The sequence below is a fragment of the Lactobacillus sp. PSON genome, assembly GCF_052615405.1.
The window spans coordinates 25303-43357 of record NZ_JBQXFW010000001.1 but is presented as its reverse complement, the minus strand read 5'-3'; the positions used below and the strand labels follow the sequence as shown (position 1 = coordinate 43357).

Genomic DNA, 18055 nt, shown 5'->3' with positions numbered 1-18055 from the left:
AAGGTTTTTTAAATGAAAATAATGTCTCGACCAATATTTAAAACTGTAGTTAAAGAAATCGGTAAAGATGCAAAAGATTTTGAAGCAGTAAATATGTTAATATTTTTTGGAGATGAAGCACCTAGTGCTCTTCGTGATTCGTGTTTTATTATTGATATTAATAATCTTGAAAGAGATATTCAGGCAGGAATGATTCTTAAAATTGGTAAGAGTAGTTACAAAATTACTGCAGTTGGTAATGAAGTTAATACAAATTTGAAGAATCTAGGGCATATTGCTGTAAAATTTACAGGAGAAGAAAAGGCAGAATTGCCAGGTTCATTATACGTGCAAGCTAAAGAATTTCCATGTGTAGAAGTTGGAACTAGAGTTGAAATTTTTTAATATAGATAAAATTACTATTTTTGAAAAATAAAAGAATTAAAAAAATATACCAGTGCTAAAGCTTTTGAATAAGTTTTAGCGCTATTTTTTGACCGATTATTGCTTAAAATATACCGTTAACTAGATAAATTATTATTTCTTTTATAAATTTAATATACTTAATTACGAAAGGAGAAAAAATGAAATTTAAGCTATCAATTAATTCTGATAAAGAAGAATTTGTACATGCACAATTACATCGTGAAAGTATATTTAGTGATCAGCTAAAAAGATTTGTTCAAAATAGTGATAATATCCAATCAATTATCGCTTTTGATAAAGAGGGTAATTTGATTAATCTAAATTTTAACGAAATTGCATTAGTTACTATTATTGAAAATAGAATTTATGCTTTGACTGTTAATCAAGAAAAATTACTTTTAAAAGAACGTCTTTATCAAGTTGCAGAAAAATTACCAAATTTCTTTTGGAAAATTAATAAATCAAGTATTATTAATCGCTTTGAAATCAAGAAGTTTACTGTAAATTATGGAGCTGGAATCAATGTGGTCTTAAAAAATGGAATTAGTGATTATGTTTCTCGTCGTTGCTTTAGAAAAATTAGGAAGGAGCTTCAAAAATGAAAAACTTTTGGAAACACTTTTTTATAAATGGTCTGATGGGGATGGGCTTTGGTCCAATTATTTTAACTGCAGTGTATTTTTTTCTAAAAATAAATAATGTAATTAGTGTTTTAACGGTTAATGAAGTAAATCTAGCTATTGTTTCTGCTTTAATTATTACTTTTGTTCAAGGAAGTAGCATGACAATATTTCGAATAGAAAAATTATCTCTAGGTAAAGCTACTTTGATTCAATCTCTACTAATATATTTCACTTTGATTTTTATCTATATTATTAATAAGTGGATTAAATTTAATTTTATTGAAGTTTTAATTTTTACTATTATATATTGGGTTGGTTATCTAATTATTTGGTTAAGTATTTACTTAAATATTCGTAGACAAATAAAAAGTGCTAATTTAAAGTTATAAAATCGAACTATTTAGATAATTTGTTGAAAATCTAGTTTTTAGTATTCGCGTGAAACTATCAAATCTTTTGTGTAAATAAAATCTCTTTTGTATCAATGAATTTAATAGAAGGTGAGTAAGAGTAGATGAATAAAAAGAGTTATACTGGAAAAAATATAATTGATTTACCACAAAACTTTACTGTGGTTCAGTTAGAAAGTGCAGATTTAAATTCTGTCACAGATGATATTACTGAATTTTCAGCAAGAAAGTATAAGAATAATAAGCTTGTTGATCAGCTTGATAATGAAAATGTTATGGATAATCCAGTAAATGCTTTTGCATCCTTAAGTGATTTTATTGGAAATGATATTGTGGTTGTTAATCGTACCGCATATTTTTGGCCTTTCATTGGTAATGCATATTTAAGTTTCTTAAATAGACCATTTCCTAATGATATTGTTGATATTCAAAGATTATTTAAATATATTGAGAATAGTCAACGTGCAAAACTTGATATTATGATTAAATTCTTTCAGTTGAATACTACACATAATTTAATTGCGAGGGATGATATTGAGTCAGTAAGTCAAGTTTATCAAAAACTTAAAGAAGATTTTAACAAGAAAAAATTGACTATCAAGAATATTCAACCTAAGCATAAAAAATTCCGTATTAGTGATTTAGAAGATAATCCAGAGAAGCATGATTCTACTAATAAATTTTATGGAAAAGTCGTTTCTGCTTCTGGTGAAATAAGTAGTTATACAAGAAAAGAAATCGCACAATTAATTACAGATATTGGCGGAAAGTTTCAAATTACTCCAGGAAAGAAAACGGATTATTTTATTTTGGGTGAGTTAAAAGATGGTATAAGTAATAAAGAAAAGAAAGCTAAAGAATTTGATGTAGAAACCCTAACAGAAGAAGAATTTTTAAATATAGTTGCTAGTTATAATAATTGATAAAAGTTATTCAAAGCTCTTTAAGTTTCTAACTTGAGGGGCTTTTTTATTTTGTCTATTATATATTGTGAAATGCTAACCGAGTTAGTTAGTTACATTTATTTTGTAGACTGAGACCAAAATCATGACCGCTTATTTAACTCAAGTGTTTAGTTCAATATATTTACTAAAAAATATTTTAAGTGGAAAACTAATCTGTTTAATCAGCAATATGTCAATTTAATATCGTCTAATGGATATGCGATGCAGCTTAATTGAAATTTTGCCTAAAGGTATCAATTGGAATGAAGGAAAACAGATAAATAGTAATACATTTAAAGTATGTCCAAATGATCTTAATAAACATCATAGTATAGTTTTGTGGTCTATAAAGGCTTATAAAGAATTTTACAAAGAAAATAGTGCACTATATATGAAAAATACAAGAAATATGGTAAGATATAAAAGCTAAATAAGTGTGAGATAGAGGGTTTTATATGATTGATTTAAATGGATTTCAAGCATTTACTTTTACTACTGGAGAAAATACTATGACTGTTACAAGCTATGGGATACGCTTTTCAAAAGCAACTATTGTACAGTTAGGCATGCCCAGATATGTAAATATTTTAATTAACTATGATAGTAAAGAATTTGCAATAAAAGTTACAAACTCTAGTGATATTCAAAAAACACAGTTTTTAAATCCAGAGCGTAAAAAAATGGAAGTACAATGGAATAATTCGCTTTTAAAAGATAATTTAGTAAATTTAATGGGGTGGGATTTAAAGAATGTGAGCTATAAGATTAAAGGAAAATATATTCCCGATCAAAGTTTAATGTTGTTTGATTTAAAGGAAGCTAAAGTAGAAAAAAAATAAAATAAAACACCTGCTTTTATCCCAAAAGGATAAGGAGCAGGTGCATAAGTATTTATTTTATTTATCGAGGTAATAGACTTTATCCGTTGGGATAAGGCATCTAATTACACATCTATATTCTCATAAAAAGCATATTTAGTCAAGGATGATGTTATGGAAAATCAATTAAATATTTATATGGATGAATCTGGTAAAGAAAAAAATAATGTCTCATTAATGGGTGGAATTTCAATACCTAAGGATTATTATAAAGAAGAAGGCATTCAAAAATTAAATGAAAAGTTAAAGTCGAATGCCATTAAGCTTCACTTTACAGATTATAAACCTCATAGTTTGGAACTTTATGTAGAAGTTTTTGATGCGTTTTTTAAAATAAAAGATGCGATGAATATAAATATTATGGCATATAAGAGATCTAATTTTAAAAATCATCCACTTTTGGCTAGTAAAATTAATGATATGATTTATGAGAAAGTCCCTCAAAGAGTGATTTATGGATTGTTAAGGAAACAAAGTGATTTAACTCCTGTAATAGCAAACGTATATGTTGAAAGTTCAACGGAATATCATAATAGAAATTTAGATAAAAAGATAAAAAAGCAAGTAAATGAGCATGCCCTATATAGATTTAATAATTTTAAAATTCAAATATCAAAATTAATTCCTAAAAATACAGAAATTGGTGTAGAGTTTACAGATTTAATTATCGGTATTGTTCGATTTATTATGTTAAATAGACCAGTCGTGAATGAAGATGGACAAATATCAAAAACGGCGATACATAAATATGAATTGATATATAAATTGATGCCTAAACTAAAAATTTTATTGTCAGAAATAAAGCTTTATGAATTAAGTCAACAGGATCATCTTGATGAAATACCTTTTAAAAACTATCTTAAATTTTTTGAAGCACATATGAACTTACTAGCTGAAAAAGGATATTTAAAAGTCTAAAGAGATGCCAACAAAATACTACACAAGTGGCGAATTTGCTAAAAAGGCACATGTGTCGATTCGGACAATTCGCTATTATGATCAAAAAAATTTACTAAAACCGGCAGTACGAACAAGCGGTGGCGCACGACGTTATACAGAACAAGACTTAGTTAAACTGCAACAAATACTACTGTTAAAATATCTAGGATTTTCTTTAGAAGAAATACGTGAAATGACGATTGGGTCTGGAGACACACAACTATTAATTAATTCGCTTCAAATTCAAAAGCGGCTTGCTGAAGAACGCCTTGAAGAAATGAAGAATGTGATTAATGCAATTGATTCAACAAGGGATGCTCTAGAGGATAATCAGCAAGTGGATTGGAGTAAGATGCTAGATTTAATTCATTTAACATCGATGAATCAGTCTCTAAGTGTGCAATATAAGAATGCAACTAATATTTCAGCTCGAATTCGCTTGCACAGTGATTATTCAACTAATAAGGAAGGTTGGTTTCCTTGGCTTTATAGTAATTTGCATTTGAAGCCTGGAATGAAAATTTTAGAATTAGGAGCAGGTAATGGTGCATTATGGTCACAGAATATTGATAAAGTGCCTGAAGATGTAACGATTATTTTGTCAGATATTTCCGAGGGAATACTTGCAGATGCTAAAAAAGAGATTAGTTATCATCCGCAGTTTCAATATGCTGTTTTTGATGCAGAAAAGATTCCGTTTGCTGATGAAACTTTTGATATTGTAATTGCTGATCACATGCTTTTTTATTGCGATGATATTTCAGAAGTCTTAAGTGAAGTTAGTCAAGTTCTTAAGTCAGAGGGACGCTTTATTTGCAGCACTTATTCTAAGAAACATATGCATGAAATCACTGATTTAGTTCAAGGCTTCAATTCTAATATTGTATTGTCTTCTACTAACTTATATGAACGATTTGGTTTAGATAATGGTCAAAAAATTCTTGAACCATATTTTAGGAATATTTCTTGTCATAAATATTATGATTCGATTGAAATCTCTGAAGCTATACCAATAATTTCCTATATTTTGTCTTGTCATGGTAATCAAAACTCAATTTTATTAGATAATTATCAGGATTTTAAGCAATATGTGGATGATAAGGTTCAGGATGGTTTTCATATTAGTAAAGATGTGGGCTACTTTATAGGAAGAAAAAAATAATTTTTTATTTACTCTTGAAACTTACGTTACGTAAGGTTGTATACTTCATATGAACCTGAATTTTTTCAATGTGGAGGATTTAATATGAAAGTTATTGTTACTGGTGGTGCTGGTTTTATCGGCTCAAACTTTATTTTTTATATGATGAAGAAGCACCCGGATTATGAAATCATTTGTTTAGATAAATTAACTTATGCAGGCAACTTATCAACCTTGAAAGATGTAATGGATAAGCCTAACTTCAAGTTTGTTAAGCTTGATATTTGCAATCGTGATGGGGTTTACAAGTTATTTGAAGAAGAAAAGCCTGATGTTGTAGTTAACTTTGCTGCAGAAAGTCACGTTGATCGTTCAATTGAAAATCCAGAAATTTTCCTTGAAACTAACATCATTGGTACTTCCGTTTTAATGGATGCATGTCGTAAGTACGGTATCAAGCGTTTCCACCAAGTATCAACTGATGAAGTATATGGTGACTTACCACTGGATAGACCTGACTTATTCTTCCACGAAGATACACCGCTTCACACTTCAAGCCCTTATTCATCAAGTAAGGCAAGTGCTGACTTACTAGTTGGTGCGTATGGTAGAACTTACCACTTACCAGTAACAATTTCACGTTGTTCTAACAATTACGGTCCATATCAATTCCCAGAAAAGTTGATTCCATTAATGATTCAAAGAGCACTTAATGATGAAAAATTACCAGTTTATGGCGATGGTAAAAACGTTCGTGACTGGCTTTATGTAGAAGATCACTGCAAGGCGATTGACCTTATCTTAGAAAAGGGTACTCCTAGTGAAGTCTACAACATCGGTGGTCACAACGAAATGCACAATATTGATATTGTTAAGCTTATTTGTGACTACTTAGATAAACCTTACTCATTAATTGAACATGTTACTGATCGTAAAGGCCATGATCGTCGTTATGCAATTGATCCAGAAAAAATTCATAATGAATTAGGTTGGCTTTCAGAAACCATGTTTAAAGATGGTATTAAGAAGACTATTCAATGGTACTTAGATAATAAGGAATGGTGGGAAAACATCATTTCTGGTGATTATCAAAACTACTACGATGAAATGTATGGTAATAAGAAAGTTTTAGATAAGGACTAATATTAATGAAGGGAATTATTTTAGCAGGTGGATCAGGTACACGTCTATATCCATTGACTTTAGTAACTAGCAAGCAATTATTGCCTGTTTATGATAAACCAATGATTTATTACCCACTGTCTACCTTGATGTTAGCTGGAATTAAGGATATTTTGGTTATTTCAACTCCTCAAGATACACCGCGTTTTGAAGAGTTGCTTGGTGATGGATCACAATTTGGTATTAAGTTAAGTTATAAAGTACAACCAAGTCCTGATGGATTAGCTCAAGCCTTTACTTTAGGCAAAGATTTCATTAATGGTGAACCTTGTGCTATGGTTTTGGGTGATAATATCTTTTATGGAAATGGCTTTACTGATTTACTTAAAAAAGCAACTAAAGATGCTCAAGCAGGTAAGGCTACTGTATTTGGTTATTATGTAAATGATCCAGAGCGTTTTGGTGTTGTTGATTTCGATAATAAGGGTAACGCAATCTCAATTGAAGAAAAACCAGAAAATCCTAAGAGTAACTATGCAGTAACTGGTCTATATTTTTATCCAGGAGATGTTAGTGAAAGAGCTGCTCAAGTTAAGCCAAGTGAACGTGGCGAAGTTGAAATCACTAGTTTAAATGAAATGTATTTAAATGATAACAATTTAGGTGTTCAACTTCTTGGACGTGGTTATGCATGGCTTGATACGGGAACTATGCAAAGTTTAGTTGATGCTGGAAACTTTGTTAAAATGACTGAAGAAAGAGCTGGAGTTTCAGTGTCTGCGCCTGAAGAAATTGCCTTTACTCATGGCTGGATTGATAAAGATACATTAGTTGAAGCAGCTAAGCGTTATGGTAAGAGTCCATATGGTCAACATTTAAAGTCGGTTGCTGAAGGAAAATTGCGTTACTAGTTTTTAGGAAAGAAGATTAAAAATGGGACAAATTAAAGTTGAAAAAAATGTTGGTGGTATTGAAGGATTAGCAGTTATTACTCCAACTGTTCACGGTGATAATCGTGGTTATTTCATGGAAACATTTAATCAAAGAGACATGATGGATGCTGGTTTTAGTATAAATTTTGTTCAAGATAATCAATCAAGTTCTACTAAGGGTGTACTTCGTGGCCTTCACTTTCAAAAGCATTATCCACAAATTAAGTTAGTTCGTGCTGTTCGTGGATCAGTATTTGACGTTGCAGTTGACCTTAGAACTGATTCTAGAACTTATGGTAAGTGGTATGGGGTAGAACTTACTGAAGAAAACAAGAAGCAATTTTTGATTCCTCGTGGTTTTGCACATGGTTATCTTGTTTTGAGTGATTTTGCAGAATTTGCTTATAAGGTTGATGATTTTTGGCATCCAAATGATGAAGGTGGTCTTGTATGGAATGACCCTGAAATTGGTATTGAATGGCCACATCTTAAAGGTGAATACCCAGGAAATGGTTCAGCTGCTGGTTATGAATTAGAAGATGGCACCAAGCTTAATATGATTGATCGTGATCAAGAATGGAAAGGCATCAAGGATACCTTTAAGTTTTAGTTAGGAGAAATCAATGAAAGTTTTCGTAACTGGAGTCAATGGTCAATTGGGCCATGATGTAATGAATGAACTTGCTAAGCGCAATTATGAAGGCGTGGGTTCTGACTTAGCACCTGAATATGCAGGTGTAAAAGATGGTAGTAGTGTTACATCTGCCCCATATATTTCATTAGATATCACTGATGGGGATGCAGTTGATAAGGTAATCACGGAAGTAAATCCTGATGTAATTATTCACTGTGCTGCTTGGACTGCAGTTGATATGGCAGAAGATGATGATAAGGTAGAAGCCGTTAAAAATGTGAATGTCAATGGTACTCAAAATATTGCAAATGTTGCTAAAAAGCTTGATGTGCCAATGGTTTACATTTCAACTGATTATGTCTTTGATGGTCAAGGAACTAAGCCGTGGAAACCAGACTTCAAAGGTTATAAGCCAATGAATGTTTATGGCGAAACTAAGCTTGGTGGTGAAGAAGCCGTTGCTAATACTTTAGATAAATACTTCATTGTTCGTATTGCATGGGTATTTGGTGTCAATGGTTCTAACTTTATAAAAACAATGCTCAAGGTTGGTTCAAATCATGATGAAGTCAAGGTTGTAGATGATCAAATTGGTACTCCGACTTATACCTTTGACTTAGCCCGTTTACTTGTTGATATGATTGAAAGTGATAAGTATGGTTATTATCATGCAACTAATAGTGAACTTGCGCCTAGCCGAGGTGATTATGATGAAAATGGTACTAAAACTGGCTACATTTCATGGTATGATTTTACTAAAGAAATTTATCGTCAAGCAAATTACACTACTAAAGTTACTCCAGTAACTACTGTGGAATATGGATTATCTAAAGCGGTTCGTCCTTTTAATTCTCGGCTTGATAAGACTAAACTTACTGAAAATGGCTTTAAGCCGTTACCAACTTGGCCAGATGCAGTTAGTCGGTACTTAGAAATTTTGAAGAAACAAGGTTTCTTTGATGAATTAAATAAGTAAAATTAAAATCAAGCAGTCGAAAGATTGCTTGATTTTTTTGTATAAAATTACCAATGAAACCACTTACACCGCCATACTGTCTTTCAAAAGCTCCCTTAACATGATATAATTACACCGCTAAATATAGGGAGGAACAAATGATTATTAACAAAAAGCGTTCAATTATAACACTAATGTCAACTGCAGTTTTGCTTAGTTTGTACACTGCAAATACTAGCCAAACAGTTCATGCTGATACTGTTAAAGGTGCAGATGTTGTTCAAACTAATAATCAAAATAATAAAGAAACTCAAAAAACTGTTGCTGATTCCAAGACCACCACTAATAATGTAGCTACTCAAAAGCAAAATGGGGGAGTAAAAATACCTACCCCAACCACTACAGATAAGGAATCTAAGACTGAAACTGATAAAACCGCTACAGTAAATCCTAAAGCCACAGTTAATACTGATAAAGCTGCAACTAATACTACTGCAACTGAAGCTACTAACACTACTAAAGAAATCGTACCAACTAAGGAAGACTCAAAGACTGATAACACCACTCAGGATTTGAATAATAATACAAATCAAGCTAATAATACAGCTCAAACTAACAAGAATGAAGTTCAAGTTGATATTGATGTTCAACCAGCTAATGAACCTACTGTAGGTAATGTGGTTTTACCAGATACTGTGCATAGTAATGGTGACAAGGTTAACTTAGTACCATCAATTTCAACTAGTTCTGATACTCAAACTGATAAAAAAGAGGAATCTAAATTTAAGTTAAGTAGTTCAGCTTTAGAAGTATTAGCTGATGCTGAAATTAGTCTTAGTTCTTTAACTAAGGATCAAATTGAACAAATTAATAAGATTGATTTCAAAGGAAGCAATCTAGACAATAGCACTAAGTGGACTTATGCTGAATATGCTGGTGTTGCTAATAAGATGCTTAAGCAGAACAAGAAGTACCGTGTTCCTTACTTCAATGCTAAGCTTATGAAGAACATGCCTGCTCTTAGAACTCGTGATGCTCAAACTGGAAAAGTTGAAACTCTTGAAATTTGGGATGCATGGCCAGTTCAAGATGCTAAGACTATGAAGGTAGCTAATTACAAAGGATACCAATTAATGATTGCTATGATGGGTATTCCAAAGCAAAATGATGCCCACATTTATTTGTTATACAATAAGTATAATGACAATAATTTCAGTCACTGGAAGACAGCTGGAGCAATTTTTGGCTACAAAGCTACTCCAAAGCATCAAGAATGGTCAGGTTCAGCTACTGTTAATAAGAATGGTACAATTCAATTATTCTACACAGATGTAGATACCACTGAAAATACTAACCATCAAAAGATTTCAACTGTTAATTTGAAGTTGAATGTAAATAAGAAGAAAAATAAGATTACAATTGCTAAAAGAAGCAATCGCCATGTCATTTTTGAAGGTGATGGTGCTTACTACCAAACTTATGACCAATGGAAGTCAACTAATAAAGGTGCCGATAACGTTGCAATGCGTGATGCTCACGTTATTGAAGTTAAAGGACGTCGCTATTTAGTATTCGAGGCTTCAACTGGTGATCATAACTACCAAAGTGCAGATCAAATTTATAACTGGCAAAATTACGGTGGAACTAATAAGGAAGCAATCAACAATTTCTTGAAGATTACTTCTAATGCTGATATGACTAGCCGTGCAACTTGGGCTAATGCGGCTATTGGTATTATTGAATTAACTAAGAATGAAAATAATCCAAAAGTTGCTAAAGTAATGGCACCACTTGTTACTAGTTTAATGGTTTCTGATGAAATTGAACGTGCTAATGTTGTACCTTTAAATGGTAAATATTACTTATTTGCTACTACTCGTCTTAACCGTGGTACTGGTGACGATTTATGGCAAGAAGCAGATAAAAAAATCGGTGATAATGTTGCCATGCTTGGTTGGGTATCAGATCATCTTGATTATGGCTACAAACCACTTAATGGAGATGGTACTGTATTAGTTGCAAGTGTGCCATTTAATTGGAGAACTTCAACTTATTCATACTATGCTGTTCCAGTAAAAGGTAGCAAAAACGAATTACTTGTTAATGCGTATATGACTAATCGTGGTATGGCTGCTGGAGAAGGTAAGATTTCAACTCTATCTCCTTCATTCATTATTAAAGTTAATGGTGATAAAACTTCAGTAGTACAAAAAGCTACTAACCAAGGTGATTGGGTATACGATAAGAAGAGCGTTAACAAGAAGATGCTTGTTAAGACTATTAAAGGTGCACATCTTAAAGGTGAACCAACTGATCGTAGTTTCCTCAAAACTCAAAAAGCTTAATTAAGAAGTCATGTTTTCGATATGAAAGCATGGCTTTTTTATTTCCTGGGAAATAATAACTTTTTGGCAAAATAAAGATAAAAAACAATAAGAAGGATATTATTACGTTTATAGCAGCTGGTTTAGTTGTTTTGAGACTATTGCAACAACTACTTCTCAACTTCTAATAGATACCAGTATTGTAGTTTAAAAAATAATAAGTTTTGTTTTAAATGTGTTGGACGTTTAAGGGATAGGAATGACACTCAAGTTATTTATAATATTAAAAAATATGTGGATTAATATGTAGAATTTGCTAATGTGAGGATGACACATTACAAAAGGCAAATTAAAAATTTACTGAACATAAAGGATGAACTTTAATTTTAAAATAAATAGTGCAAAATTAATTCCTGGGAAATATTTGAGTTATAATAAAAACATAAATTTCGTGGAGGAGTAAAAAATGAAGAAAAATATCATTCCATTAATTGCAGCAAGTGCAATTCTTACAATAGGGACAATCGCAACTGACACAGTAGATGCGGCTACTATGCATGTAACACATAATTCATATGTGTATAATGCTAAAGGAAAACGAACTAAACATAAGTTATTGCGCCGTGGTAAGAGTATTAAGACTTCTGGCTTGAAAAAGATTAAGGGTAAGTATTACTGGCGAATTGGTAAGAATCAATATGTTCGCAAGACCAATATCTCCAAGACTGTCAAAAGATCTGTTAAGAATTATAAAAAAGACAATCAAATTTATAAACCAGTTGTAACTAAAAATACTGACATAAATTTAGATAATAATCCTAGTTTGCCAGATGCAAAGACTGTTGTAGAAAATGCTTCAAGTTTACCAGCTGGAACCAAGTTTAGCTGGGATAAAGATTCTACACCTGAATTTAAAGCAGATGGTCAAAATAATGGTACAGTAAATATTGTTTATCCAGATGGTTCAAAAGATAGTGTAGATATTGAATATACCTACCATGGTACTAATCATATTAAGCTTCCAAAGACCTATACTTTAGCTGGACTTGAAGAAGCAGATAATAATCCTACTGAACAAATGAACAAGGCTTCAGAAGAAGGAGATAAAATAAATAATTTTATTTCAGAATCTTCACAAGATGATAAAGAAAAGCTTGACCCACTTCATTTAACTAAGGAACAAGAACAAACAATCAGTAAATTTGCTTTGAACCTAATTAATGAAGCACGCAGTCAATTAGGTCGTCCAGCTTGGTATTATAGTGATGATGCTCAAAATTTAGCCGATGACATTGCTGCAAAATATCAAAAAGATAAGCGCGGAATTCAAGATGGTGACCATTACGTTTCGGGAATTGTAGAAGTTGCAGCTAAACATGGCTATGATTTAGATGGTGTTAATCAAGTTGAAGATATGTATGGTGATACGACTGACAAGCCTAAAACTATGACTGATTTAAAAGGAATGGTATATAATGGGATTACTTGTTTCTTGTTTAATACCGATGAATATCATCATGCTGCAGATATTATGAGTGGTCATAGTGATGAAGATTGGAACGCTAATACGCAGAACAATCCATTTGCTATTTCGTATTCACGAGTTGGTGGTTGGAATTCAGTCCATTATATTAGTATTCCAAGTAATGTAAGATAAATAAATTGATTAGGACATGTTTAAGTAAAACATGTCTTATTTTTTCTCTCAAAAATTCACTAAAATTAACTTTTTAGTGAAAAATCTCCAAAATAAATTCAAAAAAGTGTAAAATCTTAAAATGTAGTATTGATTTTTGGGAGGAAAAGAAAATGAAAGTAAAAAGATTATTGATTGCGTTGATGGTTAGCTTATCAATGACTGTGGGAGTAATTGATGTTGAGCAAACTATCAATCATAACGATGCGCAAGTTGTAAATGCAGCTAGAAGAAGACATAGAAGACGTACACGTAAAACTCACAAGAAACGTACGCGCCATTATGTTGATCGCACCAAGATTTACACTTCAACTAGACCAGTAATTATTGGTAATAAAAAATCACATATCTATCATGTTTATCGCCAGCATAGTTATCGCATGAATCGCGGAAATGCAGTTTACTTCAAGTCTGAAGCTGCAGCACGTGCCGCTGGTTACCGTAAGTCATTGAGATAGGTGACTAGAATGCAAAAATTTTGGAATATAATTCGCTGGATACTTTTTTGGTATTATTTAATTCCATATTATCTGCTTAAGAAATATATTTTTCGTGGAAAACATCAAATTGCTTGGTCAAGTATTGGATCATTAGTAGTTGTTTTTGCACTATTTATAACTTGGATGAACAACATTTCTGATGATAGTGAAAGTGCCGAAAGTGCATCGAAACCGCGGGTTCATTATGTTGTAAAAAAGGTAGGAAAAGCTGAACTTGCTAGTGCAAAAACCAAAAATAAACTCTTAGCAAAAGAAGAAGCTAAAAAAGAAGCTGAATATGAAAAGCTCAAAGATGAATTAGATTCACAAAAAGAAAAAGAACAAGCGGAAAAAGAACAAGCTGAGGAAGCAGCAAAAAAGCAAAAATCAGAAGAACAAAAAGCTGCCAGAAGAGTCGCAAAACAAAAGCGTGAAGCCGAAGATATTCAAAAGTCAGATGATGATTCTGATAATGATTCTGATTCTGGTACTGGAGCTGGTCGTGGAGGCGATATGAATACCGCTGAAACTGGAAAAATTGTTGGAAATGTCAATTCCCACATTTATCATACTCCAGGTCAAGCTGGCTACAGAATGAATTCTGCAAACGCGGTTTACTTTGATTCAGAGCAAGATGCAATTAATGCAGGATATCGAAAGGCTAAGAGATAATGAAGAGAAGATTTTTAACAATTGCTTCAACATGTCTGGTTTTACTAGGGATAGTCGGTTATAATAATCAGGCTATTGATGGACTAGTTTTAGCAAAAGATAAAGTTATCACTAAGTATAAATATGATCGAAGTGATGAAGAAAAAGCTACCAAAATTGAAGCTGATAATAATAAAAAAGAAAAGCATATTCAATCGTTAGATAAGAAAATTGCAGCTTTAAGAAATCAACTTAAAAAATATTCTGGTGCTCATAGTGTCGAATCAGTTAGTCAGGCAAAACTGGCAAGTCTCAATTATTCTGGTCAAAATGTGATTACAGTGAATAATAATGAGCCAGAATTTTCTAAGAGTGATTTAAGTACAAGTCAAGGTGCTTGGCAACGTTATGGCAATCTTGATAGTGAAAATCGTGTCACTGCAGCAAATGCACTACTTAATCAATCTTTAATGCCGACTAGCAAACGCGAAGCACTTCACGTTAATCCAACTGGTTGGCACAATAAGCGTATTTCTAGTGGATGGCTTTACAATCGTTGCCACTTGATTGGGTATCAGCTAACTGGACAAAATAATAATTTGAAGAACTTAATGACAGGAACTCGTCAATTAAATGATCCAGATATGCTTCGTTATGAAAATGAAGTTGCGGATTATATTAAGCAAAGTCCTAAGAACTATGTTCGCTATCGTGTAACGCCGATTTTTAGAGGTAGTGAACTTTTGGCGCGCGGGGTTGAAATGGAAGGACAATCTGTTTCTTCAAATAGTGTTCACTTCAATGTGTATATCTTCAATGTTCAAGATGGTGTAAAATTGAATTACACAGATGGAACAAGTCGAATAGAATAATAAAAAGCTCAAGTTAAACTTGGGCTTTTTTAGTTAGATAGAACTAAGCATAGCTATTTTATAAAATTAAAAATATAAAACTACATTTTCTAGGAAATAAATTCGGGTGTAAAATAGTTTTATGAATTATTAAATCAAGGACTTATATAATGAAGAAAAAATTTTTAATCTTAATAGGACTTTTACTAACAGCATATCTTATAGGCTATTTTATTTTTAAGCCGCAAACTAACCCTAATGCTACTGGTCCAAGTCTTACACAAGATCAAATTACTCAAATTCAAAATACGGTAAAAGAGTCACAATTTAAAGGCACAGTAACAGTTTATAAAGATCGCAAAAAAGCATGGCAATTAACAACTGCTAACAATCCTAATTCTGCCTATTTAATTAATTCGACTCAAAAAATCCTAACTGCTGGGTTAGTTATGCAACAAGTTGATGCTCATAAGTTAGACTTAAATGCTAAATTAAATCAATTTTATCCCAATATCCTCGGCGGAGATAAAATTAGTGTGATGAATTTGCTTGAAATGACCAGTGGCTTAACAGCATCTGCCTTAGGCAATTCTCCATATCAAAACGATGATGATAATGTTAATAAATTGATTTCAAGTTTGAATTTTGACCAAAGTAAACTGGGTCAGTGGAATTATCAAGATGTGAACTATGCCTTGCTTAGCCATATTTTAGAAAAAGCAACTGGGCAGAGTTATGAACAACTTTTCAATAATATGTATACTGATCCATTGAAATTAAAACACACTGGTTTCATGTGGAATGATGATGCTACTAAGAATAGGATTCAGTTGGCGCCTGCAACTAAACCTGTAGACATGAATGCAGTACATGGACTATTGGGAGCAGGAAGCGTAGCGATGTCTAATGATGATTTATATAATACAACTGAAAGTTTACTTGATGAAAAATTACTATCTGATAATAGCCGCGTAGTTATTTATGGTACAGGAAATAATTCTCCACATTATCGTGGTGGTTTTTATGATAATGGTTCTTACTTTAGTGCTAATGGAGCCGGATATAATTATTTTACGTTTTTACGAATTTCTAAAGATGGAAAAGATGCGGTGATTTTTCAGACAAATACTGGCGGCAACTTTAACGATTTATCTAACAAAGTTACCCAAATTTACAAGAATATTGCGCAATAGAAAAAGACCTAAGTCTGCGTATGGCAGAGTTTAGGTCTTTTGTTTAGTTAATTTTTATTAATAAAAGTTAACAGACTTGATGTATCTCTTGTTGTTGTCACGACAACCTTCAATACGGTAGTATTTCTTACCGTTCTTGAACTTGTATGGAGCACCATAAGTTGTGATAGTTTGACCCTTGTAGTACTTAGTAGTGCCAGGTGTGCGACGGTATGATGACCAGTAAATGTAAGCATTGTGCTTTAAAGTACGCTTATTACCAGTAATGTTAGTTACACGAACATAAGTATCTTTTCCGTCAACTTTGTACTTGTCACCAACTTTGTAGTAAGTCTTACCCTTGATAGTAACAACAGTTGGAACGATGTCAATGTCTGAGTAAGTTTCAAAGTTGTGGTTTAAGTAATTACCATCTTTATCAAATGCACGTGATTCAACCATAACTGTCTTAGTTTCAGTCTTTTCAGTAACTTGTGGCTTTACAAGAGTTGAAGTCTTGATCCAAGTATTACCGTTGTTTGCATCAGTCTTAGATTGAGTTGAAATCTTTGAGTAAGATACATTGTTAATGGTTCTAGTATCATCACTTACGTAAACCTTTGTACCAGCATTAATTGTGCTACCAGTAGCTACAGGGTTGTTACCATACATGTTGTAAGTTTCAGCATTAGTATAAACTTCTTGTTGACCATTTGAAACAACTAAAATAGTGTAAGTAAGCTTAGAAGTTTTATTGTTACTGTTAGTTGCAGTTAAAGTTACGTTATAGAAACGGCCTTCTTCTGAAGTATTAACTGGGTTTGAAGTAGCAGCTAAACTAGCAGCTTGAGTATTAGTGTTGCTTTGTTGAGCTGAGAACTTAACTGAATCACCGTTGCTTGTAGTAAAGTCAAGTGGGTTAAAGTTGCTACCAGCTGCTACTTGGAAGATGGTCTTAGTAGTTGCGGCACCATTTTCAGTAATATTGATTTTTGGTTCACCACTAGTTACTGTTGTAGAACCAGCAAATGGAACAGTTACTTGAACAGTATTACCATTGATTGAACTAGTACCAGTTAAAGTAATATTTAAGAAACTGCTTGGGATGTTTTCAACTTTACCATCTTTAAAAGTTACACCTTGCTTAGTAAGTTGATCTTGAACTTGTGAAGCAGTGGTTGAAATATCACCAGTTGAGGATTGACCTTCTTGATTGTAAACAGTTAAACCTGATTTAGCTGTATTTAAAATAGCTGCAGGAGTTTCACCCTTCTTAATTTGAACTGGGTTGGTAATTGGAACAACTCCACCAGTTACCTTTTGTCCATTATATGAAAAGAATGGAACACTAGTATTACTTGAATCATAAACATGGATGGTAAAAGTAATAGGAACACTAGTAATGATATTGTTGCTTACTGAAAGTGTCTTTCCAGAAGCATCTTGATAAGTATTCTTTGAACTATCTAAACCACCAATGGCAACATTTGCGGTATACTTGTAATTTTTTCCACCTTCAAATGAATTACCAATAGTTTCGTCAGCCTTAACATCATTTACAGAAATAATGTTACCAGTTGAGGAAGAGATATTCTTTTGTACCCAATCTTTGTTAATTTCTGAAGGTTTTACTGAACTCTTGATATTAACAGTTTGAGTACCAGCAGTAATAGTTACAACGTTCTTTTTTGGTGTAACTTTAGTGGTTTTTTTACTTGAAGCAGCATTGACAATATTACTATTGGTTGCAATAGCATTTGTTGCTACAGGAGCAACTGCTAATAGTGCAGCAGCTGCTGCACTAATCATACGTACATTTTTCTTCATTATATAAATTTCTCCTTAAAATACAAACGAATAAGTAGACATTTTACTCACTCTATCTGTATTTTATTGAAC

Annotated in this window: 18 protein-coding genes; 17 read left to right on the top strand and 1 reads right to left on the bottom strand. The window is 32.3% G+C overall.

Annotation, left to right across the window (positions count from 1 at the left end):
- The first annotated feature begins 12 nt into the window (after positions 1-12).
- From ACTHPI_RS00220 to ACTHPI_RS00140, 17 genes are all read left to right on the top strand, one after another.
- Positions 13-384 carry a PTS glucitol/sorbitol transporter subunit IIA gene (locus ACTHPI_RS00220; protein WP_445352166.1) on the top strand — a complete coding sequence of 124 codons (372 nt, stop codon included), beginning with the start codon at positions 13-15 and terminating at the stop codon, positions 382-384.
- 179 nt (positions 385-563) lie between these two features.
- Entirely contained in the window at positions 564-1007 is a 444-nt protein-coding gene (locus ACTHPI_RS00215) for a LytTR family DNA-binding domain-containing protein (RefSeq protein ID WP_445352165.1), read from the top strand.
- A complete protein-coding gene (locus ACTHPI_RS00210) occupies positions 1004-1417 on the top strand; it encodes a DUF3021 domain-containing protein (protein WP_445352164.1) in 414 nt (137 codons plus the stop codon). The genes ACTHPI_RS00215 and ACTHPI_RS00210 overlap by 4 nt, the downstream gene beginning before the upstream one ends.
- A gap of 125 nt (positions 1418-1542) precedes the next feature.
- A complete protein-coding gene (locus tag ACTHPI_RS00205) occupies positions 1543-2361 on the top strand; it encodes a BRCT domain-containing protein (protein ID WP_445352163.1) in 819 nt (272 codons plus the stop codon).
- A 476-nt stretch (positions 2362-2837) separates the two neighbouring features.
- The gene (locus ACTHPI_RS00200; protein WP_445352162.1) at positions 2838-3221 is read left to right on the top strand and encodes a hypothetical protein; all 384 of its coding nucleotides are present in this window, start codon (positions 2838-2840) and stop codon (positions 3219-3221) included.
- 153 nt (positions 3222-3374) lie between these two features.
- Positions 3375-4178: a hypothetical protein gene (locus ACTHPI_RS00195; protein ID WP_445352161.1), complete on the top strand. Its 804-nt coding sequence runs from the start codon at positions 3375-3377 to the stop codon at positions 4176-4178.
- Positions 4179-4182: 4 nt separating this feature from the next.
- Positions 4183-5361, top strand: coding sequence for a MerR family transcriptional regulator (locus tag ACTHPI_RS00190; protein WP_445352160.1), 1179 nt, complete (start codon positions 4183-4185; stop codon positions 5359-5361).
- Positions 5362-5445: 84 nt separating this feature from the next.
- Positions 5446-6483 (top strand): dTDP-glucose 4,6-dehydratase, encoded by a 1038-nt coding sequence (gene rfbB / locus ACTHPI_RS00185; RefSeq protein WP_445352159.1) that lies wholly within the window; start codon positions 5446-5448, stop codon positions 6481-6483.
- Between the two features lie 5 nt (positions 6484-6488).
- Entirely contained in the window at positions 6489-7373 is an 885-nt protein-coding gene (rfbA, locus tag ACTHPI_RS00180; protein WP_445352158.1) for a glucose-1-phosphate thymidylyltransferase RfbA, read from the top strand.
- 22 nt (positions 7374-7395) lie between these two features.
- Positions 7396-8004, top strand: coding sequence for a dTDP-4-dehydrorhamnose 3,5-epimerase (rfbC, locus tag ACTHPI_RS00175; protein WP_445352157.1), 609 nt, complete (start codon positions 7396-7398; stop codon positions 8002-8004).
- 13 nt (positions 8005-8017) lie between these two features.
- Entirely contained in the window at positions 8018-9004 is a 987-nt protein-coding gene (gene rfbD / locus ACTHPI_RS00170; protein WP_445352156.1) for a dTDP-4-dehydrorhamnose reductase, read from the top strand.
- 137 nt (positions 9005-9141) lie between these two features.
- Positions 9142-11328, top strand: coding sequence for a glycoside hydrolase family 68 protein (locus ACTHPI_RS00165; protein WP_445352155.1), 2187 nt, complete (start codon positions 9142-9144; stop codon positions 11326-11328).
- A 445-nt stretch (positions 11329-11773) separates the two neighbouring features.
- Entirely contained in the window at positions 11774-12964 is a 1191-nt protein-coding gene (locus ACTHPI_RS00160) for an SEC10/PgrA surface exclusion domain-containing protein (protein ID WP_445352154.1), read from the top strand.
- Between the two features lie 152 nt (positions 12965-13116).
- Positions 13117-13461 (top strand): sunset domain-containing protein, encoded by a 345-nt coding sequence (locus tag ACTHPI_RS00155; protein ID WP_445352153.1) that lies wholly within the window; start codon positions 13117-13119, stop codon positions 13459-13461.
- 9 nt (positions 13462-13470) lie between these two features.
- On the top strand, positions 13471-14154 hold the full coding sequence (locus ACTHPI_RS00150; protein ID WP_445352152.1) for a sunset domain-containing protein: 684 nt from the start codon (positions 13471-13473) through the stop codon (positions 14152-14154).
- Positions 14154-15005, top strand: coding sequence for a DNA/RNA non-specific endonuclease (locus ACTHPI_RS00145; RefSeq protein WP_445352151.1), 852 nt, complete (start codon positions 14154-14156; stop codon positions 15003-15005). The genes ACTHPI_RS00150 and ACTHPI_RS00145 overlap by 1 nt, the downstream gene beginning before the upstream one ends.
- Positions 15006-15154: 149 nt before the next feature.
- The gene (locus ACTHPI_RS00140) at positions 15155-16177 is read left to right on the top strand and encodes a serine hydrolase domain-containing protein (RefSeq protein WP_445352150.1); all 1023 of its coding nucleotides are present in this window, start codon (positions 15155-15157) and stop codon (positions 16175-16177) included.
- 57 nt (positions 16178-16234) lie between these two features.
- Here the strand turns inward: ACTHPI_RS00140 and ACTHPI_RS00135 are convergent, their stop codons facing one another.
- Complete coding sequence (locus tag ACTHPI_RS00135; protein WP_445352149.1) at positions 16235-17983, bottom strand: SLAP domain-containing protein; 1749 nt, start codon at positions 17981-17983, stop codon at positions 16235-16237.
- Between the last annotated feature and the right edge of the window lie 72 nt (positions 17984-18055).